Source organism: Alkalibacillus sp. S2W (assembly GCF_046764385.1).
GTDB classification, from domain to species: Bacteria; Bacillota; Bacilli; order Bacillales; family Alkalibacillaceae; genus Alkalibacillus; species Alkalibacillus almallahensis.
The window spans coordinates 2,692,841-2,714,749 of sequence record NZ_CP177234.1; the positions used below are offsets into that span (position 1 = coordinate 2,692,841).

Annotated in this window: 26 protein-coding genes; 8 read left to right on the forward strand and 18 right to left on the reverse strand. The window is 37.5% G+C overall.

What is annotated here, in order from left to right; translation table 11 throughout:
- Positions 1-174 precede the first annotated feature (174 nt).
- Complete coding sequence (locus ACKXGF_RS13890; RefSeq protein WP_411954286.1) at positions 175-981, forward strand: helix-turn-helix transcriptional regulator; 807 nt, start codon at positions 175-177, stop codon at positions 979-981.
- On the opposite strand, the gene ACKXGF_RS13895 is transcribed toward ACKXGF_RS13890, so the two are convergent.
- Positions 922-2,157 carry an MFS transporter gene (locus ACKXGF_RS13895; RefSeq protein WP_411954287.1) on the reverse strand — a complete coding sequence of 412 codons (1,236 nt, stop codon included), beginning with the start codon at positions 2,155-2,157 and terminating at the stop codon, positions 922-924. The two genes, ACKXGF_RS13890 and ACKXGF_RS13895, sit on opposite strands and share 60 nt — an antisense overlap.
- 186 nt (positions 2,158-2,343) lie before the next feature.
- On the opposite strand from ACKXGF_RS13895, the gene ACKXGF_RS13900 reads away from it, so the two are divergent.
- Together ACKXGF_RS13900 and ACKXGF_RS13905 are read left to right on the forward strand one after the other, a co-directional pair.
- The gene (locus tag ACKXGF_RS13900) at positions 2,344-2,898 is read left to right on the forward strand and encodes a short-chain dehydrogenase (RefSeq protein ID WP_411954288.1); all 555 of its coding nucleotides are present in this window, start codon (positions 2,344-2,346) and stop codon (positions 2,896-2,898) included.
- Between the two features lie 182 nt (positions 2,899-3,080).
- Complete coding sequence (locus ACKXGF_RS13905; protein ID WP_411954289.1) at positions 3,081-4,067, forward strand: quinone oxidoreductase family protein; 987 nt, start codon at positions 3,081-3,083, stop codon at positions 4,065-4,067.
- Positions 4,068-4,266: 199 nt separating this feature from the next.
- Here ACKXGF_RS13905 and ACKXGF_RS13910 read toward each other — a convergent pair whose 3' ends face one another.
- The gene (locus ACKXGF_RS13910; protein ID WP_411954290.1) at positions 4,267-5,355 is read right to left on the reverse strand and encodes a LysM peptidoglycan-binding domain-containing protein; all 1,089 of its coding nucleotides are present in this window, start codon (positions 5,353-5,355) and stop codon (positions 4,267-4,269) included.
- Positions 5,356-5,587: 232 nt separating this feature from the next.
- Positions 5,588-6,022, reverse strand: a complete 435-nt coding sequence (locus ACKXGF_RS13915; RefSeq protein WP_411954291.1) for a VOC family protein — start codon at positions 6,020-6,022, stop codon at positions 5,588-5,590.
- 169 nt (positions 6,023-6,191) lie between these two features.
- On the opposite strand from ACKXGF_RS13915, the gene ACKXGF_RS13920 reads away from it, so the two are divergent.
- From ACKXGF_RS13920 to ACKXGF_RS13930, 3 genes are all read left to right on the forward strand, one after another.
- Positions 6,192-6,629 (forward strand): NUDIX hydrolase, encoded by a 438-nt coding sequence (locus ACKXGF_RS13920; RefSeq protein ID WP_411954292.1) that lies wholly within the window; start codon positions 6,192-6,194, stop codon positions 6,627-6,629.
- A 23-nt stretch (positions 6,630-6,652) separates the two neighbouring features.
- Positions 6,653-7,375, forward strand: coding sequence for a DUF3784 domain-containing protein (locus tag ACKXGF_RS13925; RefSeq protein WP_411954293.1), 723 nt, complete (start codon positions 6,653-6,655; stop codon positions 7,373-7,375).
- Between the two features lie 83 nt (positions 7,376-7,458).
- A complete protein-coding gene (locus tag ACKXGF_RS13930) occupies positions 7,459-8,115 on the forward strand; it encodes a DUF4396 domain-containing protein (RefSeq protein ID WP_411954294.1) in 657 nt (218 codons plus the stop codon).
- A gap of 74 nt (positions 8,116-8,189) precedes the next feature.
- Here the strand turns inward: ACKXGF_RS13930 and ACKXGF_RS13935 are convergent, their stop codons facing one another.
- The 13 genes from ACKXGF_RS13935 to wrbA form a co-directional block, all read right to left on the reverse strand.
- On the reverse strand, positions 8,190-8,927 hold the full coding sequence (locus ACKXGF_RS13935; protein WP_411955602.1) for an SDR family NAD(P)-dependent oxidoreductase: 738 nt from the start codon (positions 8,925-8,927) through the stop codon (positions 8,190-8,192).
- Between the two features lie 169 nt (positions 8,928-9,096).
- The gene (locus ACKXGF_RS13940) at positions 9,097-9,465 is read right to left on the reverse strand and encodes an iron chaperone (RefSeq protein ID WP_411954295.1); all 369 of its coding nucleotides are present in this window, start codon (positions 9,463-9,465) and stop codon (positions 9,097-9,099) included.
- Between the two features lie 297 nt (positions 9,466-9,762).
- Positions 9,763-10,527, reverse strand: coding sequence for a putative hydro-lyase (locus tag ACKXGF_RS13945; protein ID WP_411954296.1), 765 nt, complete (start codon positions 10,525-10,527; stop codon positions 9,763-9,765).
- A 12-nt stretch (positions 10,528-10,539) separates the two neighbouring features.
- Positions 10,540-11,817: a TRAP transporter large permease gene (locus tag ACKXGF_RS13950; RefSeq protein ID WP_411954297.1), complete on the reverse strand. Its 1,278-nt coding sequence runs from the start codon at positions 11,815-11,817 to the stop codon at positions 10,540-10,542.
- Entirely contained in the window at positions 11,814-12,269 is a 456-nt protein-coding gene (locus ACKXGF_RS13955; RefSeq protein WP_411954298.1) for a TRAP transporter small permease, read from the reverse strand. Before ACKXGF_RS13955 ends, ACKXGF_RS13950 begins: the two co-directional genes overlap by 4 nt.
- A 79-nt stretch (positions 12,270-12,348) precedes the next feature.
- Positions 12,349-13,356: a TRAP transporter substrate-binding protein gene (locus tag ACKXGF_RS13960; protein ID WP_411954299.1), complete on the reverse strand. Its 1,008-nt coding sequence runs from the start codon at positions 13,354-13,356 to the stop codon at positions 12,349-12,351.
- 3 nt (positions 13,357-13,359) lie between these two features.
- Positions 13,360-14,163 carry a carbon-nitrogen family hydrolase gene (locus ACKXGF_RS13965; RefSeq protein ID WP_411954300.1) on the reverse strand — a complete coding sequence of 268 codons (804 nt, stop codon included), beginning with the start codon at positions 14,161-14,163 and terminating at the stop codon, positions 13,360-13,362.
- Positions 14,163-14,834, reverse strand: a complete 672-nt coding sequence (locus ACKXGF_RS13970; protein ID WP_411954301.1) for a DUF2848 family protein — start codon at positions 14,832-14,834, stop codon at positions 14,163-14,165. The genes ACKXGF_RS13965 and ACKXGF_RS13970 overlap by 1 nt, the downstream gene beginning before the upstream one ends.
- Positions 14,835-14,861: 27 nt before the next feature.
- Positions 14,862-15,524, reverse strand: coding sequence for a GntR family transcriptional regulator (locus ACKXGF_RS13975; RefSeq protein ID WP_411954302.1), 663 nt, complete (start codon positions 15,522-15,524; stop codon positions 14,862-14,864).
- A 130-nt stretch (positions 15,525-15,654) separates the two neighbouring features.
- Entirely contained in the window at positions 15,655-16,119 is a 465-nt protein-coding gene (locus tag ACKXGF_RS13980; RefSeq protein ID WP_411954303.1) for a pyridoxamine 5'-phosphate oxidase family protein, read from the reverse strand.
- 95 nt (positions 16,120-16,214) lie between these two features.
- On the reverse strand, positions 16,215-16,886 hold the full coding sequence (locus tag ACKXGF_RS13985; RefSeq protein ID WP_411954304.1) for a GOLPH3/VPS74 family protein: 672 nt from the start codon (positions 16,884-16,886) through the stop codon (positions 16,215-16,217).
- Positions 16,887-16,960: 74 nt separating this feature from the next.
- Positions 16,961-17,737 (reverse strand): OsmC family protein, encoded by a 777-nt coding sequence (locus tag ACKXGF_RS13990; protein WP_411954305.1) that lies wholly within the window; start codon positions 17,735-17,737, stop codon positions 16,961-16,963.
- A 161-nt stretch (positions 17,738-17,898) separates the two neighbouring features.
- On the reverse strand, positions 17,899-18,504 hold the full coding sequence (gene wrbA, locus ACKXGF_RS13995; protein WP_411954306.1) for an NAD(P)H:quinone oxidoreductase: 606 nt from the start codon (positions 18,502-18,504) through the stop codon (positions 17,899-17,901).
- A gap of 259 nt (positions 18,505-18,763) precedes the next feature.
- Here wrbA and ACKXGF_RS14000 point away from each other — a divergent pair, with 259 nt between their 5' ends.
- Entirely contained in the window at positions 18,764-18,949 is a 186-nt protein-coding gene (locus ACKXGF_RS14000) for a small, acid-soluble spore protein, H family (RefSeq protein ID WP_411954307.1), read from the forward strand.
- A 717-nt stretch (positions 18,950-19,666) separates the two neighbouring features.
- Here ACKXGF_RS14000 and ACKXGF_RS14005 read toward each other — a convergent pair.
- The gene (locus tag ACKXGF_RS14005) at positions 19,667-20,992 is read right to left on the reverse strand and encodes a DUF2254 domain-containing protein (RefSeq protein WP_411954308.1); all 1,326 of its coding nucleotides are present in this window, start codon (positions 20,990-20,992) and stop codon (positions 19,667-19,669) included.
- A 102-nt stretch (positions 20,993-21,094) separates the two neighbouring features.
- Positions 21,095-21,355: a hypothetical protein gene (locus ACKXGF_RS14010; RefSeq protein ID WP_411954309.1), complete on the reverse strand. Its 261-nt coding sequence runs from the start codon at positions 21,353-21,355 to the stop codon at positions 21,095-21,097.
- 243 nt (positions 21,356-21,598) lie between these two features.
- Here ACKXGF_RS14010 and ACKXGF_RS14015 point away from each other — a divergent pair, with 243 nt between their 5' ends.
- A complete protein-coding gene (locus ACKXGF_RS14015; protein WP_411954310.1) occupies positions 21,599-21,907 on the forward strand; it encodes a GNAT family N-acetyltransferase in 309 nt (102 codons plus the stop codon).
- Positions 21,908-21,909: the final 2 nt, after the last annotated feature.

Consider the following 21,909-nt stretch of genomic DNA (forward strand, 5'->3'; position numbering starts at 1 on the left):
TACTTTCACTAACGAGAGTATGAGATAAAAAACGGTTGTTACTTGATCATGTTAGAAAATCGCTGAAGAGTTATTTAAGAAATTTGAATTTTAAAGCAGAGTGGATATAAAAACCGAACTCTATTGGTTATAGAGTGGATGATTGAATAATAATTTTGGAATGGCGGGACTAAAATGATATTAAATAACCATAATGGCCTTCTTCTTATGCGCCATGATCGCTTACATGAACGAGACTGGAGAAACGATGATTCCTACAAAATTATTTTCTCTCCATATGGACAAGCTGAATATCAATTAAAACAAGGCGATGTTTCTATCCAACAAAATGAATTTTTCATTTTTAACCCAAATATTGATCATAAACAATTAAAGACTACAAAGGAAAAATTCCTAGTTGAGATACAACCATCATTACTAAAAGAGACAGCACAACAAATAGGATTTAAAATGGTGGAACCTGAATTTTCTATGCTTTCATACCGACATCCCCAGATTCAACAATGGACATCATTCATAAGAGAGTTCTTAATAATAAACAAGAATTCTGATCCAATGTCAAACCAACTTTTTCTTGAAAATAGTTTAGCGCAAATTTCTATTTTAATGCTTCAATATGGTTCTGGTTCACACCAAAATCAGTTTCCAAAGATAGTTAGTAAGCAAAATATTAATTTTGTATTAGACGCACTTAAGGAAAGCTATCAGGAAGATTGGACGTTGGATCAGATGTCTCTAGTCGCAGGCATGAGTAAATACCAGTTCGCTCACTTATTTAAGGAGGAAACTGGTATATCTCCATATTCATGGCTTCAGCTCTATCGCTTATTTAAAAGTCAACACGCACTTATTTTTACAGAGCAAACAATTTTAACAGTTGCTCTTGAACATGGTTTTAATAGTGTGTCTTCTTACAATCATTTATTTCGAAAAATCTATAATAAAACGCCGACGCAATTTCGTTCTATTCACGGAAAATAATAACCCTATAACACTGCTTATAATTATTAGAATACCACTAAACAACATTAGATTTTGTATTGAAACGAAAGATACTAAAAAACCGTAGACTCCTAAAGAAATCGTATTGGAAAAATACAATAAAACTGCATTAAAGCTAAAAGCTCTCCCCATTTTATCTTCAGGTACGAGTGATTGAATAAGGTAAATGCGTGATAGCCCAGCAATTGGTAACCCAATTGCTACTATTGCGCTGCCAATAAAAAAGTGGTTTATACCGTAATAGAGACCATAGTAAGCTATCCCCATTCCCCAAATCATTGCCCCAATAAGATGGATCTGTAGGGTCATCTTCTTTAAGAATATTGGTAGGATGATATTGGTTAATATAACCACTCCTCCAAAAATTCCTTGGAGCATACTGTACAACTCTTCACTTTCGCGACTCATTTCACTCAGCGCAAGTAAAAGCCCTACTTCCCACACCCATGTGTTAAAGAAAACTGTTACAAAAGTGAAAAGAAAGAGTTTTCTTATGCTAGTGTTTGTTTTAGCCCAATAGGCAAATTCTGCGATAGAACTATAAACTTTCTTAACTGATTTGTTAACTACCTTTTTTCTTTCCTTTAAATATAGCTTTGAAATACAGTATGTACTAACTGCGTATGATAAAGCATCAAGGGTAAAGAAATGGATAGCTCCATAACTGTTTAATAGCCAAACAGATAGAAATGGACTTAAAACAGTCACCCCTCTAGTTAGGGTGTCATTCAAACTGTTTACTTCAGTTCTTTCTTCCTCTGCTGTAATCATAGGCAAGACCGTTCTGTGGGTCGGATTAAAGAAGCAACCAATACTCTGAATAAGAAAACTAACAACTAACAAGTAAGAGTAGGAGAGTAATTCTAAATAGAACAGGCATACAATGGAAAATATTAAAGGGATCCGGATCATATCTAAGACAATTAATAATTTTTTCTTAGGTAGCCAGTCTGCTGTCACCCCACCAATTAGGCCAAACACTAAATAGGGTAATGTTTCTGCAATTGCCATACCAGTTGTAAGAACTTTAGATCCTGTTAAGTCGTAAGCCAAAAATAGAAAGGCCATCCCCGATAGAACATCCCCAAGCTTAGAAGTACCTCCTCCAAGTAAGTAGTACCGTATATTTTTATCTTTCCAAATCCTTTTAAACAATTAAACCACCTCAGAGACAACTATAAGGATAAAGCTAATTAGAATCTGTTTGATTATTGTTGTAAAAAAGGACAATTTGCAGCAAGAATATTCTTTCTTAAAAGTATATTCTAATTTTAAGGAGGATACTTTTCATATTCACTTAATTCTTTTTTTAATGAAAGTAACTATTTTAAAAACTGGGGAGTGGATCAATTGAAGCATGCATTGGTAGTTGGTGGTACTGGAATGTTAGCAGATTTAACGATTTGGCTAGTTAAGAACAGTTATCATGTATCTGTAATTGCAAGGGATAACAGTAAAATGGAAAACTTAATTCAAAGAACTGGCAAGCACAATGTCACACCAGTATTAGTTGATTACAAAAAAGATAAAGAATTAAGATACAAACTAAAGGAGATTAATCAAATAAACGGTAAGATTGATCTTGTTGTAGCTTGGATTCATTCCAATGCAGAAAACAGACTTGAAATAATTACTAAAGAATTAACCAACAAAGCTTATGATTGGGATTTATTTCATGTTTTAGGGAGTAGCACTGATCCTGAGGACCTAAAAAAGACTATAAACCTTCACGAAAATTGTATTTATCACACTATTCAACTCGGTTTCATTCTTGAGGAGAACCACTCAAGATGGCTAACTAACAAAGAGATTTCTGAAGGAGTTGTTGAAGCAATCGAAAATGACAAGTCAAATCATGTTGTTGGGGTTATTGAACCTTGGGAACGTCGCCCTTAATGAGGTTTTTAGCATAACTAAGTAAATAGCATGACGGTTTGCTTATTTGACCTTTATTAAAGAACAGAAAAAATTAGTAATAGATACGTAAAAAAGTTTTAACTTATTGTTTTAAAAAGTGATAATGAAAAGTTCGATTATGTAGCTAAAATATAATATTAGATTCTAAACAATTGAAGGGAATGAAAAAAATGAAGGCCGTGGTTCAATATGAATATGGAGATGCAGATGTACTAACATACACCGATGTTGAAATACCGAAGATAGGTGAAAACGAAGTCTTAATAAGAGTTGCCTACTCGAGTGTGAATTATGCAGATATTAAAAAGCGTACAGGAAATAAAGGAAAAGATGAATTCCCCCTAATGTTAGGATTAGATGTTTCGGGTAAAATTGAAGAAGCTCCATCTAATTCCACACTTTTAAAAGGTGATAGGGTAATAGCTTTTCCAAAAAACGGTTCATATGCAGAATATGTAGTAGCAAATGAACAATTGGTTTTTAAAATCCCTCATAGCCTCCCACTTGAGAAAGCTGCAACTATGCCAACAGTGTCTGTTTTATCTTACATTCTTCTATATGAAATCGGCCAGGTTCAAGAGTCAGATACCATTGTTATACATAGTGCAGCTGGTGGTGTGGGCTCAATGCTTGTACAATTAGCAAAGTTAGCTGGCATCCAGAGCATCATCGGTACAGTAGGAGATATAGGTAAAGAAGATTATGTGAAAGCATTAGGAGCTGATACAGTATGCACTTATGAAACATTCGCACAGGAAGTATTAAAGCTGACGGACGATCAAGGAGCTAATGTTATTTTTGACTCTGTTGCAGGTGAGATTAGCAATAATAGTTTAGATTGTTTAGCATTATTCGGAACACTTGTCCAATTTGGCAATAGCAGTGGTAAAGCTGGTACTTTTAAAACCAGCGACGTACATAGTAGTTGCAGGACTATTAAAGGGTTTAGTTTAGGAACAACTAGAAAGCATAATCCAGCACGTTTAGCACCTGTTGCAGAAAAAGTCTTGAAGCTATTTGATTCCAATGAAGTTACTCTTCCTGTTACACAAGTGTTCAATTTAAATGATGTTGAAAAAGCTCATAAACTAATTGAAAGCCGCAGTTATAAAGGAAAAGTTTTAATTAAAATTAATCATAGTCTTTGATGAACTAAAAGGAACAATTAAATAATAAGGGATCTTCGATTAATAAACCCCAAAAGTTAGAGCTTTTACTCTAACTTTTGGGGTAAAATACCTGCAATATTCATTTTATAAAACATCTGTATCGTTCGTACTTCAAAACCGAATTACTTACAACTTAAAAACAAATCTTTCACCTAAAGAATTAATACGCTACCTTCCCTTAGTAGAAACGTTTGAAATCTGCAAAATGCTTACTCCAGTAGCTATTGTCTAGACTTGTAATCTCTACGCCACCAGAACCAGCATGGATAAATTCATTATCACCTAAATAAATACCAACGTGAGAAATACCTGACTTATAAGTATCCTCAAAGAAGACTAAATCACCAATCTTAGGTTCATCAACATAATGCGAACGATCATAATAACCATCACTCGAATGGCGTTGAAGGTCTTTACCAGCTTGGTTATAAGCATATTGAATAAAGCCGCTACAATCAAAACCACTCGGACTGTTGCCTGCCCACTGATAACCTACACCTTCCATATCAGTCGCTACATTAACTAACTTCGAAACATTGTAATCGACACTAGAAGGCTTCTCCTGTTCGCTCGTATTCTCAGATGGTTGGCTATCCACGCCTTTCACCTCTAATGTTTGGTCTACATAGATGAGGTGAGACGATAGATTGTTCCAAGATTTCAAGTTGGCAACCGTGACGCCATATTCTCCTGCAATCTTACCAAGTGTATCCCCTGAGTTTACCGTATGAGTTGTCGCTGAATCATCATTACTTGATTGACTATCATTAGAATCGTTATTTGACTCATTTTGATCAGAGCTTTCATTCGAGGTGCTTTCTTCATTGCTTGATTCGTTAACCTTCAACTGATCACCAGGATAAATTAGCGTCGTATCTAAATCGTTCCAATCCATTAAATCACGAAGCGAGACACCATATTGACTCGAAATAGCACCTAACGTATCACCACGTTCAACCGTATGATGTTGACTTGAGCCACTCTCCTCATCCTGTGAATCAGTAACCAATTCGACATCATTGTCATTTGACTGATCAGCAGACTCTTCACTCGTTTTTAGCGTTTGATTAGGATGAATAGTATTCGAGTCTAAATCATTCATATCCTTTAACACTTGTACACTAATATTATAATCCTGCGCTATGTTCCATAATGAGTCACCTGATTGCACCTCGTATGTAGAGGCTTCCGCTTCACTCGCAAATACAACAGTAGACGCAAAAGCAGCCCCCACTGTAAAAGAAGCTACGATTTTCTTGTTGACCATCCATACACCACCTTTTAAGATTTCAGATAATTCGACATCTTTTGAGTTCCATTATACTAGATTCTTAGATTAGCACAATCTTTATAAAGGCCTAATTTCCAAAGATAGCTAGGTGGCGCACTTCCACAACTTATGAATCATAATAAATCTCTACTGAACAATCATTTAACCTATTTGAGCTTAATAAAAAAACGTTACCTAAAATGGCAACGTCTCTTCTAAACATTTAGAATTATAAAGTAAGCATAGCACCGCGCTCATCAAATGTTGAATCGGGATTATATGCGACTTCCCAAAAGTTATATTCAGGGTCCGTAAAACTAGCTGAATAACCACCCCAGAATACACCACTCGGTTCTTTCAACACCCTCCCTCCTGCTTGTTTCACCTGTTCAATGATCGCATCAACTTGATGAGGTTCATCAACGTTAATCGAAAATGTTATTCCTTTGAAGACATTTGGTGATAGTGGACTGACTTCCAACCCCGACTCCTTAGCAAGTTCCTCTACTGAAAAGAGCGACAGCATGACACCAGCCGTTTTAAAAGTTGCAAAATCTTGATAGCCGTGATCTGTTTCTTCCCATCCCATATCCTGATAAAACTGCCGTAATAACGGTAATTCATGACATCCGATTGTCACGAGACTTATACGTTGTAAAACCATATGATTCACTCCTTTTTAAAGTTTTAATTCTAGTTAGGCAGAAGAATCCCCTTCTTTTTATCGTCCATTAAACTTTTTCTGAATTGGAATTAATCGTCTGAAATTTCTCTTCAACTTCCACCATTCCTAAAGATAACCTCATGTTAAAATGTAGTAAGAGGTGATATTCATGAGTAAAAACCGTTTTACGTTACTCGCAGCTGTTCATGTATTTTTAATTCAAGATGATCACGTACTGTTACTAAGACGTCATAACACCGGTTATCAAGATGGGAATTACAGTGTATTAGCTGGGCATTTAGACGGTGGTGAAGACGTCATTCAAGCTGCGCAACGAGAAGTGTTAGAAGAAGGTGGCGTCACGGTTCCTTATGACCACTTTTCCATGGTTGGGGTGATGCACCGCCAGTCAGGTGACGAGCGCATTGACTTTTTCTTAACGGCTCATGATTGGGAAGGCGAGATCACCAACATGGAGCCACACAAATGTGATGAATTATCATGGCACCCCCTCAATCAGCTTCCAGACAACACGATTCCTTATATCAAACGAGCAATAGATAATTATCGGAACGAACGTTCATTTGATATTGTCGGTTTTCAATAAAATAACGTAAGAGGTGGTCGGCCGTGTCAGAAGGCATGATTATTTATAGTATCGTTATGGGCTTTACTTTAATCATCATGGGTGGTTTAACGTTTCTCGTTTATAAACGAAACGATTTCACGCTAATCAATGGATTTGCAAATCGCTCAAAAGAAGAACAACAACAACTGATTCAAAACGGATACACGGATGCAATTAAACGCTATTTATTACATACTTTCATCATTTTGCTTGCGACGTTCATTGTCGGCTTCTTGCCTATACCATACGGCATGGAAATTGGGTTTTCCATATTATTACTATACAGTTTAGTTGGGATTGTTTGGATTCAACGTTATGAAATTGAATCGAAGCGCAAGCGAGGATACTGGATTACAGGAAGTATCGCTGTTGTGTTAATCGTTGGCATTACTGGCCTTACCATTTGGGCATTTCAACCAAATCAAGTCACCATCACCGACACACAGTTTAACGTATCAGGATTGTATGGAGTTGAATGGTCACAATCAGATATTGAAGAAGTGCAGTTGCTTGAGGAGATGCCTGATGTATTAATTCGAACGAATGGTTTCGCGATTCAGAACTTAGCAAAAGGTCATTTTCGCGTCGATCAATATGGATCTGCACGACTATTTCTAAGGGGCGACCACGAACCTATTCTTTATATCGCTACTAAACATGAGCAATTATTTATTAATCATGAAGATAACGATACAGTTCACAAGTGGTATGAAACGTTGGATTGATAACTATAACTACTATTTTATCGCACCTGTTTCGTTCCATTTTCTAAAGGGTAAATCCCGATTAAGAGGAGGGATATACCCTTATGTTAACAACCATTTCATGGATTGCTTTAATTATTGGCATAGTGTCATTTATTATTATCGCCGTCGATGTATTCAAACATCCACAAATGATGACCATCATGAATATTGTTTGGCCAATTAATGGCTGGTTTTTTGGACCTTTTGCGATCTGGACCTATTTCAAATGGGGACGATTAAAAGCGAAAGACTCGAATCAAGAAGATGAACGTCAACAATCAGCAAAGATATTTGTTTCGGCTAGTCATTGTGCTGGCGGTTGTACATTTGGTGACATCGTAGGTGTTCCCATTGTAGCATTGACTGGTATGACCATTGCTGGGTCGACTCTATTCGCCCATTATTTAGTTGAGTTTATATTAGCTTATCTGTTTGGCATTATCTTTCAATTTTTAGCTATTTATCCAATGCAACAAAACAAACATAAATTCCATGCCTTTAAATCAGCAATTAAAGCCGATACTTGGTCAGTAGTCACTTTCCAGATTGGTATGTTCGGGTGGATGGCAGTTGTTCATTATTTACTTTTCTCAAATCCACCGACTCCAGTAGAACCGACATTTTGGTTTATGATGCAGATTGCTATGATTCTTGGTTTCTTAGTCAGTTATCCAGCAAATTGGTGGCTTATTCAAAAAGGCATAAAAGAAGCGATGTAAAATTGAATTCATCTGAATCAAAAGTCATATAAAAAGGGAAATCTCATACGAGATGAGATTTCCCTTTTTTAGATTTATTGCGCTGTCACGCCACCGTCGACGATTAAACTGGCGCCTGTCATGAAGGAAGAATCATCGCTTGCTAGGAATAAAACTGACTTAGCGATTTCTTCTGGTTGTCCGAGACGTTTAACTGGAGTTGCTTCTGCTAAGGCTTCGCGACTCTCTGGAGGTAAAATTGGTGTGTCAATAAAACCTGGACAGAGAGCATTTACGCGAATGTTTTCTTCAGCATATTCAACACCTAATGAACGCGTAAGGTTAACGACGCCACCTTTTGCTGCATTATAAGCAGCTGTTTGTGGAGCGCCTACATGCCCGTACATGGACGCTGTATTCACGATTGTACCGCCACCTGTTTCACGCATTTTACGAATGCCTTCACGCGCCACTAAAAAGACACCATCTAAATCAACGCTGACTGTCTTACGCCAATCGTCGTAGTCTAGTTCATGCGATGGACCTTGTGAGCCAATCCCTGCATTGTTAAAGACGATATCAATTTGGCCGAAAGCTTTCGCAGCATCGTCAAAAGCTGCTACAACTTGATCTTCCTTCGTCGTATTCACTTGATGAAAAGCCGCTTCAGTACCATTTCCTTTTAACTCATCCACGACAGCTTGACCCTTCTCATCATCTAAATCAGCAATGACGATTTTAGCCCCTTCTTTCGCAAATAAACGCGCCGATTCAGCACCAATACCTGATGCACCACCTGTGATAAACGCCACTTTGTCTTGTAATTTACCTATGGACAATTCCTCCTTATGAAAATTTCATAATTGTGATAATCCTTACACTTTAATTATATCAAGTTGACACACGACCACAATCAGCAAACTTTCAGAGAGTGTCGGTTAAATAGACACTTTATACAATAATGTCTAAAAAACATAAAAAGGTCGCCCTAGATAAACTGGTCTACCGCCAAAATTTCGTATAATCTCGTTTATCCTCAATATTAAATGCAATCATCTTCTCTAGTAATTGATAATCAATCGGATCTTTCCATTTAATCTTAAGCAGCTCTTTCGTTGTCTCATAACCCGCTTCTTTTATTTCATCAAGAAATTGTTCGAGCGCCACACGTTCAGGTGCGATAGACATATGATGTTTGGCCATACTGAATGCGATAATAAACGTCCCATGATCTTGAAACATTGGCTGATTCCACTTGACCACTGGTTCTAATTGCGGGAATGTCTGCTTCACCCAATTCAACACTGTTTCCATTCGTTTCTTTTGATTAGGATCATCAATCTTTGCTAAATAATCTTGAAACACGTCCACAAACAAACTCCCCCCCTTTTTTCATACTCGATAACTTCTAACTATTTTCTTTATCATATATAATGAATACATAAAAGTAAACGGTAACTAGGGTTAGGAGGCTCGTTATGTTTGATAACCAGAATTCAAATGACACGTTTGACCGTGGATTCTTTGGTAGTCCTGGTTGTATGATCATTCTCATTCTCGCGATCATTATCATTTCGGTGATTAGTAACTTGTAGAATGGTTACTGGTCATAAAAAACTAGAACACCTTCTCAGTAGAAAAGCGTTCTAGTTTAAATTAGTGGCTATTTTATCTATATTGTTCGACGCTATCTGTAATAAACATATGCCCTGGGGCATGACTTACGAATATTGGAATACTCGCTTTTTCTAATACATTCTGAGGTGTCACACCACAAGCCCAAAACACTGGCACTCTGTCATCTTCAAAATCTACTGATTCTCCGTAATCTGGTTGATTAATATCTTCTATCCCTATCTCAGCGGGATCTCCAATATGAACGGGCGAACCGTGTGAAGTTTTAAATTCACCCGTAATATCAACAGCTTGATCGACTTCACTTGGTTTTAAAGGCCGCATACTAACAACGAGGTTCCCTGCAAACCTCCCAGCAGGCTGACTCGGGATCGTCGTCCGGTACATCGGTATGACCCTTTGTTGCTCTTGATGCAATAACTGAATCCCTTGTTCAACCAAAGCCTTTTCAAATGTGAAACTACATCCAATCAAAAACGTCACAAAGGATTTGTCCCAATCATCATGAAGGTTAAGCACTTCTTTTGAAAAATGACCGTTTTCATAGATACGATATTTCGGCACATCACTTCTGATATCTGCACCAAGTGCTGTAACCGGCTCTACTTGACCAGGTTCAAGTACCTCTATTAATGGACAAGCTTTCGGGTTACGTTTGCAAAACAACAAGAAGTCAAACGCATACTCATAAGGTAATGAGATGAGATTCGTTTGTAAATAATGTGGACACAAATCACTCGTTGTTATCACACGCTCGTTCTTACGAAACAAGTCTCTCATTTCTTTAGGACTTCGCATCACTCAACACCTCTAATTATTAAATAACTCAACCGGGAACAAAATGACATCTGGGATATAAGTGATCACTAACAAGACAACGATTAATATCGCAACTTGTGGAAAGAGAAACTTAAACATCTTAGGCACACCAATTTCTGCAATGGAAGATGTCACGAATAAACATACCCCGAGTGGTGGCGTTACCATACCAATGGTTAAGTTGACTGCCAAAATAATACCAAAATGCAGTGGGTCTACACCTGCTTGTTCCACGAGTGGCAATAATAATGGTGTGAAAATGGAAACCGCACTAATCGTATCAATAAAGGTTCCTGCCAATAGCAATATGACATTAATTAATAGTAATAATAAAATCGGATTGTCTGCGACGACTCCTAATGCACTAATTAATTGTTGTGGAATTTGGTTAAATGATAAGAACCAAATGAATAGGGATGCCCCGCCAATTAAGAAAACAATAGCAGACGTTGTTTTGGCCGTTTGTAATAAAATCGGTTTTAGATCTTTAAGCGAAATTTCCCTATATACAAACATGCCAATAATCACAGCATACACAACCGCAATCACACCTGATTCTGTTGCCGTAAACATGCCTGATACAATACCACCAATAATGATCACTGGCATCATAAGTGCAAGAACAGCATGCTTGAATCCATGTAAGACTTCACTTAAAGAAGCCCGCGTTTCACTAGCTCTATAGTTATACTTCTTACCAACGAAATAACTATAGACCATCAATCCTAGCCCCATTAACAACCCTGGAATGACACCAGCAATGAATAAGTCACCGATAGATTCATTGGCCATTACCCCGTACAAGATGAGGACAATACTTGGCGGTATAATAGGACCAATCGTTGCAGCTGATGCTACTAGACTTGATGAGAACCGCAGATCATAACCATCTTTCTTCATCTCCGGAATCATCATACCACCAATGGCCGCTGCTGCAGCTATGGCTGTACCTGTTAATGCAGCAAAGAAAACGCTAGTTATAATCACAACCATTGCTAGTCCACCAGGTAATGGACCAACAATTGTTTTAGAGAAGTTGATCAAGCGTTTTGAAATGCCGCCTTTTGTCATTAACTCGCCAGCCAGAACAAACAATGGAATGGCGACTAATGTGAATTGGTCAATCCCATTAAACACATTGCGAGGTACATTAATTAGTAAATCAGGACTGCTGAATAATATACCTATAATCGATACAAATATTAGCGAGAAAGCAATTGGTATTCTAAGTAGTATAAGAGCAAACAATAATACAACAAGCCAAATCATTTGAACACCTTCCTAACATGGAAGTAAAACATTAAGATGGCACTGACTGGTAAAGCTAAATAAACATAAGCTTTTTGAATGTCTAAAAACCCTAATGTTTGACCAGAATCTAAATTGTCTTGTACCAGTTGAATTCCATAAATAATCAAAAAGATAATCGTAAATCCAACTAAGACAAACTCCAACACTTTTAATATTTTAATCGTTATACCTTTTGCTTCCTCAAATAAATCAACTGTCAGATGGCCACTATTATAAATTAACAATGCAGCACCAAACAGAATACTATAAACGAACGAAATCATCAGGACTTCTTGCGACCAACTCAAAGGTTGTTGGATCACTTTGCGAAACAAAACTTGTAGAAACGTCACAACCACAGTTGTCGATAATGTAATAGCAACTATGACTTCTACAAGTCGATAGATTAAGGTATCTATTTTGTTAAGCAATAGAAACACCTCATTTCATTGACAATTAAGATAAGAAACTAGCTCCTAGCTTTCAATTGGTAGGAGCTAGTTCAATTCATTAGTTACGTGCTTCTTCGATACGGTTAATTAGATCCTCAGGAACTCTGTCTGATACAGCTTCTTTTACATCTTTAGTTGCTTCACGGAAAGCTTCACGATTTGGTTCAGTAATCGTGACACCATTATCCTTAAGCTTTTGTTTAATCTCATCTTCTTTTTCAGCTAATGTCTCTCTGTGATATTCTGTTGTTTCAGTCACAGCTTCTTGGACTGCTGTTTGTTGCTCATCACTTAGGCCGTCAAATACTCCTTGATTCATAACCACAATCGCTGGTGAATAAGTATGAGACGTTAAAGCAACATGATCCTGTACTTCATAGAATTTCATCGAATCAATAGTCGGTAATGGGTTCTCTTGTCCGTCCACTACACCTTGATCTAATGCAGAGTATAATTCATTGAAATCAACTGGAGTCGGCTCAGCACCTAAAGCTGACATATGCTCTTCCCAAACGTCTGAAGGTTGAACACGAATCTTCAAGCCCTCTACATCTTCAGGTTGATTAATTTCACGTTTATTGTTCGTTAAATGTCTGAATCCTACTTCCCAGTAGCCTAACCCTTTCATGTCATACTCTGAAGTTTTATCCAATAAATCTTGTCCGATTTCACCGTCTAAAACGCTATAAACATGCTCCTCGTTCTCAAACAAGTAAGGGATACCAAAAACATTCATTTCTTCAACTGTATTGGCAAATGAACTATCCGCAGCGACTGTCGTCATACCCACTGAACCATCCATCACTTGTTCAACTGCTTCACCTTCACTACCTAATGTCGCATTTCCATGAATTTCAATCGTAACGCTACCATCAGTTTTTTCCTCAACTAGCTCTTTAAACTTTTCGGCAGCTATTTGATACTGATGCGATTCAGAACCCGAATGCGCTAGTTTAATACTAGTTGATTCTCCATCATCAGACCCAGATTCCGATTCACCGCCGCTTCCGCAGGCAACCATGATCAATAAAGTTGTTGATAATAACAATAAAAGTACTTTCTTCATTTTCTACACTCCTCTATCTTTTTTATAAATTTCAGGTACCCGACTATCGAAAATCGGAACATCGTGCCTAACCTTTTTCACCTTTTCTAAATCTAGTCTTAGGCTTAACGTTTCTTCCTGACTATTGCTACCTTCTGCTAAAACATCTCCCCATGGGTCGACAACCATGGAATTACCACTAAATTCTTGACCATCATATTCACCAATTCGATTACTCGAAACGACGTACATTTGATTTTCAATCGCTCTAGCAATTTGTAAGTTTCGCCAATGTTTCCTACGAGCAGCTGGCCATTCCGCCACGACACATAATACCTGAGCTCCTTCTAAAGCTAATGGTCTAATCAGTTCTGGAAATCTTAAGTCATAACAAATGATTAAACCGAATTTGACGCCATCTAATTCAAATACCTCTGCTGCCTTCTCACCCCCTGTGAGATAATGATGTTCATTTAACATAGGCACTAAGTGCGCCTTATCATATTGATAAACTAATTCACCTTCACGGTTGATCACCACAGCCGTGTTATAAATCCCTCCTTCTTTTTTATTTGCTATAGATCCACCCACGATATTCACATGGTGTTTTTGAGCTAAATCTTGTAAGAATGAAATAGTAGGTTCACCATCTTGATCAGCTATATCCTCTAATTCGGGTAATGTATAAGCTGTCGTCCACATTTCGGGAATCACAATTGTGTCTGGACTATTTTCCTCAACATCACGTTCAATCCATTTAACAAGATTCTGTCTGTTTGCCTCTGGATCCCCTGGGGCTATATCCATTTGAAAAACTGAGAAGTTCATTATGATTCACCTGCAATTTGGTTAATGGTATATTCAGTTTCAATCTGTTTATTAGAAACTGGATCTTTCAAGCGCATCTTGAATTTCTCTCCGAATTTAAAACCATCTAATAAAGGGACCGTGCCTGCAAATACTATCGACCCCTGCAAAGGCACATCATTTTGATTCAAGTAATCTTTTATTTCTTCGTATGGAATAATTGCTGTTAAATCATGATGCTGATAAGGAACCCATTCACCATCTACATAAATGTCAGATGACAATTCTAGTTGGTCCCAATGATCTTGAACATCTGATAATTTCCAAACATCATTAGCGAATGGTTTGTCACAAACTTGCTTGGACTTGTTAATATCGACTGTTTCTAAACCTCTATCGGTATGGTCACTACCAACTGTGATATAAGTCTCGTCACCGAAAATCAATACAATTTCAGCTTCTCCACTTGATTTGCCACCGATTACATCCATTTGGCCTAGTTGATTCAAGCTTGTTAATCTAATCGGATACAATGCTGGGACTTGGCTTGGTTCAGGGATTCCCATCTCTTTCAGCTCTTTAATATGTTCTAACGTTTTTTCCTTATTACGCCCTGTGTAGCCAATGCAATACACTTCCGAGAGATTGACAGGTGTTTTTTCCCCTTGATAGTTTAAGTTGAATTGATACATTATGCCTTATACCTCCATGCCTAGTTGTTACTCAATATTTTTAACAACCGTTTCTGTATTGCTTAAATGATAGTCTAGCTTGTCCATAGCTATATGCTCATCTTGTTCTTGTAAACCTTCTAATATCGCTCGGTGTTCTTTAATAACTTCTTCCATACGTCCCGGCTTCATCAACGCTTCATGACCAATCACTCTCGTTAAGTTATGCAAATCGATAAAGATCTTTTTGAACATATTTTGCTCGGCAAATTCTAGTATTGTTTTATGAAACATTTGGTCAAGCTCGATATTGCGTAATCGATCATCATTTTGAGCCGCATCTTCCTGTTCAGATAAGATATCATCAAGCTCTTGAATCTGTTCTTCAGTAATAATCGGAGCTAACTTCCGAACACCTTCTTTCTCCATTGATTTCCTCAAATAAATAATCTGTTCTTTTTCATTTTCAGAAATATGCCTTACTTTGAACCCCTTCCTCTGTTCATGTTCTAATAATCCTTCTTTCGTTAATTCCGCCAAACTTTCTCGGACTGGTGTCCTTGAGACATCAAATGATTTGGACAACGATATCTCCGTAATTAATTCATCTTTAGGAATTGTTCCGTGTAAGATTGCACTTTTTAACTCATCGTAGACTAACTCTTTCGATGTTTTGTTTTTTTGAATGGGTTTTAAATCAAATTTACTCATAACATCCACCTCTATGTATGATGTATACATCACACACTATATTATGTAAGCGGTTTATTGTCAAACAATTTTAAAATTTTGTTTGAACAAAATAAAACAGGTAGAGCGTATCTACCTGTTTTCTAGTTCATTAAAATGTGTAGACGTCACCGTCGTTTGGTAACGAGTAAGATTGATCTCTAACCACCACAGTATCTGGCTTGAACTTAACCAATACACTACTTCTATCTATCTGTCTAAAGCGTGGAGGCCAATCAGTTTCGTTTGGTCCCAAATAACGTGCCAATAACTTGTTAGCAATGATTTCATCGAAGGGTTCAACTGTTGCAGTCCCTCTAAAACCAGCATGCAATACCAAGCCAGTATGAGGATTAAAATCAATGATTCCAATGGCACATTTTGGATGTTGTTTGATCCTATTTGGAAACGTATCAGATGGGGTTCCTATGATCCATAAGTGCCCATCTTCCCAATGAAACCAACAAGGCGTGTCTTTAGGTAAATCATTTTCCACCGTTGCAAGATGTGCAAACAGTGGCTTTTCAAGTAGTTCTTCTAATTCAAAACTTTTATGACGGTCTGCAATGATCTTCATTTTTGTTCACTCTTTTTAGTTATTAATTTGCTTTCACTATTCAGAGATTGCTTAACATTTCTATAATCATTTCCTTCAACTACTTCTTAGTACAATTATGAAGAGGAGCTAGAAGCAACCGCCGCACCTGCAACAGCTCCCATCACAGCTGTTTCGACGGCTTGCACCGCTTCAGAAACCGACCGTGCGAGCACATCGCTTTCCATAATTGCCTTCAATCGTTTTTTCGCTTCTTTCTGTTCTTCTTTTGCAAACAAGAATTTCCGTAACTCGGAAACATAAATGAGTCCTAGCAAAGATACAATACGGGAATCCTCTAACTGTTCCAAGTCCTCTGTAAACGTTGCTTCTTTTATCTCACTCATGAGCTCTTCTAATACCACTGATTGTTCAATTGGATAACGTCGCATTGGGAAAATACCTAGGAATTGGTGTGTGTCATCACGAACGACACCTTCTTCAACTAAACGCTCATAAACTTGTAACTGCAACCTCTTGCGTCCCAACTTCTGTACCCAGTGCTTTGCTTTACGAGGTTTCTTGGACCGTCTGATTTCGTTTAAAGCATCATCAAGATATGAGATTCCTGTTGGTTCCGCATCGACCACATGCAGCTGCTTTTTACTGATATCAAGCTTTTCGCGAAAAGCCAGTTCCATTAATGTAGCTCCTGCTAATCCATAAGTCATCCGAGTTGCCACCGACATAGGAATCGTCCCTTTTTCACGCCTTGTTCCTAATAACAACAACCGTTCAGGTAATAGCATGGCGAGCCTCCTGTCTATTTTAGTTGCCTCATTATAACATAAAATAAGTCTGAATTCTCTAAAAACTCATTTCATCACATGCGACTAAACAAATCGTTTACTTTATTCATAAATCGATCACTAAGTTCAGGAGACAGCTCCATATCATGTAACGTCTCACGCATCGTGTCTAACCACATTTGGCTTCGTTCAGAGTTTGTGTCAAACGTATGACGTTGTTGGACTTGCTCTAAAAGCGCCTCTTGATCTTCGCCTTCATCCGCCACTTGGGCAAGGAATGTCTTTTGACGTTCCTTTAATTTCTCTACATCAACATCTCGTTCTTGAAATAATGATTGAAAAGCCGGAATGTCTATTAAACGCTGATAAAACGTTTCGACCAATTCATCGATTTGAGCCTGATCTAATAATTGATTAACCAAGTGAACATAACCGACTAAGTATTCCATATTTCCTTTAATGGCTTGGCCAACAAAACATTTATCCCGAGCATCTGAGGCAATTTCTTTATACGTATTATAATGCTCTTCGTCAGCGCCAATAATCGTTGGATGAATCGTAATTCTTTTAAAACTGCTATCTTTAGGCAATTCTGATACAATACCTTCTGCCTGTATTGCTAAGGTCTGAAACGTTAAACCCTCATTCGTTAATAAACTCGATAACGTTTCACTATAACAAGTTGCAATGGCACTGACTAACAGTTCTTCTGGACTAGCACCAACGCCTTTACCACCCATATTCTCTGGCCCAGAGACGACAACCGATTCTTCCCCTATATTTAACGTACCCTCTCCATTTTCGTCTGCACCTGACCAACTTAATGTCGTTTCAAAAGATAACTCTTTCATCCTGCTTCATCTCCTTGTTTAAACCCTTTTTATCACTATATAATAAAAGATCAATATCTTAATGAATGTGATTTTAGCTCGAACCATCCATCTGTTAGTGACATTCCCCAAAAAAAGAAGGCCTAACCCAAAAAGTTAGACCTTCTATAATCATTCGTTATTTATATGTGCTTAACACCTTCAGCAACAGATACAGTACGTTTTGCCTGATGTTTAACAGCTTCTTCAGCATCTTCAGTCATATTGCCATCTTGATCGATTGTTACGCTCGTGCCATATGGGTTACCGCCAGCAGCAAAAATCGATCCGTCTGAATAACCAGGTGCTGCAATAATAGCGCCCCAGTGCATCATAGATGTATATAGTGATAAGATCGTTGCTTCTTGGCCACCGTGAGGGTTTTGAGCAGAACTCATACCACTTACCACTTTATTAACCGTTTTACCAGTTGCCCAAAGTGCACCTTGCATATCTAGGAACTGTTTCATTTGAGCAGGTAAGTTACCAAAACGAGTTGGGGTACTAAAGATCATCGCATCTGCCCATTCGATATCATCTGATGTCGCTACAGGTACGTCAGATGTTGCTTCAACAGTTGCCTTCCATGCTTCATTTCCCTCGATTGCTGATTGAGGTGCTAATTCCTCAACTTTAAGTACTCTAACCTCAGCGCCTTGTGCTTCTGCGCCTTCTTTTGCCCATTTAGCTAGTTGGTAGTTTGTGCCACTCATACTATAAAAAATAACAGCTAATTTTACATTTGACATTTGATCATTCTCCTTTGTTTCTTGTTCTTCATTATTCTTTCCAAACAACTTACTGATTAACCCCAAAACTCTTGCCCCTTCCTGGTCCAAGAATTTATAAAACAGTGTGATGTTTTTCACACATCTACTACCTTAATACAAAATTATCTTTAATTCAAGATAATTGCTTCAGCAATATAAATCTTTTTGATATTACATGTTTGAACGTAGTCTATTTCGGTAATGGTAGAATAAGGACTTAGGTAAGGAGGAATAACTTATGAACTTAATGCAAGCAAAAGACATTAAAGATGATCCAAATATGCGAGACGTCTTTTACAACGGTAAATACGTTTATATTAAAGAAGTAAACGATGATACACAGAAAGCTACGATCTTTTATGTAAACGAAGATGAACCGAAAGAGTTTGAAGTTGATTTAACAGAGTTAACTGAAGAAGATTAATAAAAACACGAACCTCTTCAAGTAAGGGGTTCGTGTTTTTTGTCGAAAAATTTCCCGGGAAATATCAATCGAAAATATAATTGTCTGCTTTTTAAGTAAAGTAACCTATATGCTTTCGCCACAAAAACATTGACAACCTTGGATGACTTAACGGCAAGAGCAAAGCGTCAAAGTTTAGACGATCGAGTCACTGCTATTAATATGTCCATGTTCGAAATGGCGTTCCAACCGGAATCATTCGATCTTATTTAGGCTGAGGGCTCAATTTATATTGCAGGTTTTCAAGCAGGGTTAGAACAGTGGAAGTCTCTATTAAAACCAGGTGGCTATTTAGTCTGCAGTGAGGTGTCATGGATGCATGATAACCTGTCTTCTGAAATCAGAGATTTTGGGAAGAGGATTACGCTGACATTGATACGATTCCCAACAAAATTAATCAAATTATCGAACATCATTATGATTATCAATTTTCATTTGTTTTACCTAAAGAAGATTGGACAGAGGGTTATTACAATCCTCTTGAAGCAAACCTGAAAACATTGGAACAACAATACTCAAATGTCTCAGACGCTTTAGATGTCGTAACTATGTTCCGCCAAGAAATCAAACTTTATCACGATTACTCGAATGATTTTAGTTATGTATTTTATGGCATGGTAAAACGTTAATTAGCAAAAAAAATAGAGAGATGGCCAACGCCATCTCTCTATTTTTAGTTTACTTATCCATGTTCTCCGGAAGCTCTTCGTCACATACTTCTGCTATTTTCCAACATGTTTGATAAAATCGTTCATAATCAAGTTCATGCATTTCCTCAATATCAGTCGATTCCATAACGTATTTCGCAAACGTCCATGTGTCTCGTTTGATATGATCTTCGTTCGTGATCGCAATTCGATAAAGCGCTTGAAGCATCTCATCCATAACCGTTAAGTCTTTCTTGCCGTATAATCGAATTTGGTAGAAACTCTTATATAGATAGTCCTCGAATTTCTTCGGTTCCATCATGAAACGCAAATGTCCATCCTGATCTCCATAATAACGAATCGGCTGATGAACAGAAGCTAATTCTGATAAAAATGAGCCTATTCGATTAATACAGTTAACGGCTGTATGAGGGTCATTAATACTTGGGGAAGTCGCCTTCACAGCTATTTCTACAAGTTTTTGTACGGAAAATTCAATATCTTGGACGTCTGTGCGTTCATTACCAATTAGAGTGTAACGATTGCAATCTTTTACAGACTCATCTGCTTCTTCTCCATTCTTCTTCCAATAGTAGAAGGCTGGTGCCCCTTTTTGTACATAATCGCCTACTTGATAGACTGAAGAGAGTAATAACTCATGTTGCTTAGCAAATTGGAGCAACCCTTCAATTTCAATACCTTGCAAATAACCAGATTGATTAGCCTTCACAACATGACGGGTATACTGTTTCCACCCATTCACTTCATTCTCGTCCCACTCAGTTGCTTCAGTGTAACTTTTCTCACGAAATGTATTATGAATTAGTGTAGATGCATCCCCGCGAATCTGACCAATCAGATTGTTCACTTGTAAATAACGTGATGCATGGTGAATAAATAATAGAAAGAATCCAAGTGAAATAATAGCAATTAATACAGTAGAAAATGGCCCTACAAGCCCTTTAGGTCCATCAGTTCCAAGCACTAACAAGTTAATCAATGTATAGATAAATCCGAATGAAAATACACCTAGTACGTGTTGCGTTACACGACTCTTCATAAAGTCCTGTAACGTTCGTGGTGAGAACTGAGTTGAATAAGTGGTTAAGACCACCATGATTGTAGAGAAACTGATCGTTGTCATTGTCAAAATTGAAGTAATAAGCGAGCTATAAAGACTCGAAGCGGTACTACTGCTCACAAATAAACCCGATGGAATTTGATCTTTAATGGTTGGAATAAACAACGTATCGATTAAGTTGGTAAAGGTCACGACTATAAGCGCTAGCAGACTATATATGGCTGGCAAAAACCAAAAACTATCGCGTATGTTGACCCAAGTTCGCATTGTGTTCATGTTTAAAATCTCCTTTTGATTGGCGGACCTCTATTATATTGATTTGCGATATTTCAAGCTATGATGAATGGATGATGTATATTTGAAAAAGATCGCCATTTTTTAAGTCAATCTACGTGGGCGAAATTGATTTTGAATCACAAGCAGGATCAATCCAACTACCACAAATGACGTTGGATGTAAGATGTTTGCGATTGATGTCACCGCTTCTGACACATTTCCTGAAGTCGTTGTAAACGATGGAAGGTTTGCAGTTGCATGAGCCAGCATCGGAAATAAGACAACACCGCCACTACCATTATATACCCAAGTAAAGATCAAAGATAAACCAACAACTGTCACAAGGTACGGAATAAACGACATCGTTTAACCTTCCCCTTATTCAAACTAATATGTTTCAATTTTTATAAGACTCGTGAAGTAGGTTCATGGTTTCATCCTTAACATCTATGATTAATCACAGGAAGTCAAAAAGCCTAAAATATAAGCTGTTCTGAGGAGATAATTCTTGTTTCATTTTGTTAAGTTTTTAAGTATTATAGTATCAACACTTCATCTTATAATTTTTATTTAACCAGTTAGTTAAGCTAATAAGGAGGCGCGAAAATGATTAGACCTGCTCAAGAGACAGATTTATCTGCAATAACTAAATTAATGGGTGAATTAGGTTATCATTACGAAAAGAATGACGATTATGTACGGATAGTCGCGTTAGTCGTGGATTCCCATTACCGAAAGCAAGGTATTGGCCAAGAGTTAATCCAACAAGCTGAAGAATGGGCAAAACAACAAGGTGCAGGTAGACTCGTATTAAATAGTGGAAATCGCGGAGAACGAGCTGATGCGCACCAATTTTATACGAGTCTAGGTTTTGAAGGAAAAGCAACGGGTTTCTATAAACTATTATCATCATAGGG

Bases quoted from the DNA above. Each gene is read 5' to 3' on its own strand.
- ACKXGF_RS13990 (WP_411954305.1), bottom strand. From the start codon at position 17,737: ATGAAAGAGTTATCTTTTGAAACGACATTAAGTTGGTCAGGTGCAGAC.
- ACKXGF_RS13950 (WP_411954297.1), bottom strand. From the start codon at position 11,817: ATGATTTGGCTTGTTGTATTATTGTTTGCTCTTATACTACTTAGAATA.
- ACKXGF_RS13910 (WP_411954290.1), bottom strand. From the start codon at position 5,355: ATGGTCAACAAGAAAATCGTAGCTTCTTTTACAGTGGGGGCTGCTTTT.
- ACKXGF_RS13975 (WP_411954302.1), bottom strand. From the start codon at position 15,524: ATGAGTAAATTTGATTTAAAACCCATTCAAAAAAACAAAACATCGAAA.
- ACKXGF_RS14015 (WP_411954310.1), top strand. From the start codon at position 21,599: ATGATTAGACCTGCTCAAGAGACAGATTTATCTGCAATAACTAAATTA.
- ACKXGF_RS13960 (WP_411954299.1), bottom strand. From the start codon at position 13,356: ATGAAGAAAGTACTTTTATTGTTATTATCAACAACTTTATTGATCATG.
- ACKXGF_RS13920 (WP_411954292.1), top strand. From the start codon at position 6,192: ATGAGTAAAAACCGTTTTACGTTACTCGCAGCTGTTCATGTATTTTTA.
- ACKXGF_RS14010 (WP_411954309.1), bottom strand. From the start codon at position 21,355: ATGTCGTTTATTCCGTACCTTGTGACAGTTGTTGGTTTATCTTTGATC.
- ACKXGF_RS13985 (WP_411954304.1), bottom strand. From the start codon at position 16,886: ATGCTATTACCTGAACGGTTGTTGTTATTAGGAACAAGGCGTGAAAAA.
- ACKXGF_RS13915 (WP_411954291.1), bottom strand. From the start codon at position 6,022: ATGGTTTTACAACGTATAAGTCTCGTGACAATCGGATGTCATGAATTA.
- ACKXGF_RS13970 (WP_411954301.1), bottom strand. From the start codon at position 14,834: ATGTATCAATTCAACTTAAACTATCAAGGGGAAAAAACACCTGTCAAT.
- ACKXGF_RS13965 (WP_411954300.1), bottom strand. From the start codon at position 14,163: ATGAACTTCTCAGTTTTTCAAATGGATATAGCCCCAGGGGATCCAGAG.
- ACKXGF_RS13930 (WP_411954294.1), top strand. From the start codon at position 7,459: ATGTTAACAACCATTTCATGGATTGCTTTAATTATTGGCATAGTGTCA.
- ACKXGF_RS13980 (WP_411954303.1), bottom strand. From the start codon at position 16,119: ATGAAGATCATTGCAGACCGTCATAAAAGTTTTGAATTAGAAGAACTA.
- ACKXGF_RS13905 (WP_411954289.1), top strand. From the start codon at position 3,081: ATGAAAAAAATGAAGGCCGTGGTTCAATATGAATATGGAGATGCAGAT.
- ACKXGF_RS14000 (WP_411954307.1), top strand. From the start codon at position 18,764: ATGAACTTAATGCAAGCAAAAGACATTAAAGATGATCCAAATATGCGA.
- wrbA (WP_411954306.1), bottom strand. From the start codon at position 18,504: ATGTCAAATGTAAAATTAGCTGTTATTTTTTATAGTATGAGTGGCACA.
- ACKXGF_RS14005 (WP_411954308.1), bottom strand. From the start codon at position 20,992: ATGAACACAATGCGAACTTGGGTCAACATACGCGATAGTTTTTGGTTT.
- ACKXGF_RS13890 (WP_411954286.1), top strand. From the start codon at position 175: ATGATATTAAATAACCATAATGGCCTTCTTCTTATGCGCCATGATCGC.
- ACKXGF_RS13945 (WP_411954296.1), bottom strand. From the start codon at position 10,527: ATGCGAAGTCCTAAAGAAATGAGAGACTTGTTTCGTAAGAACGAGCGT.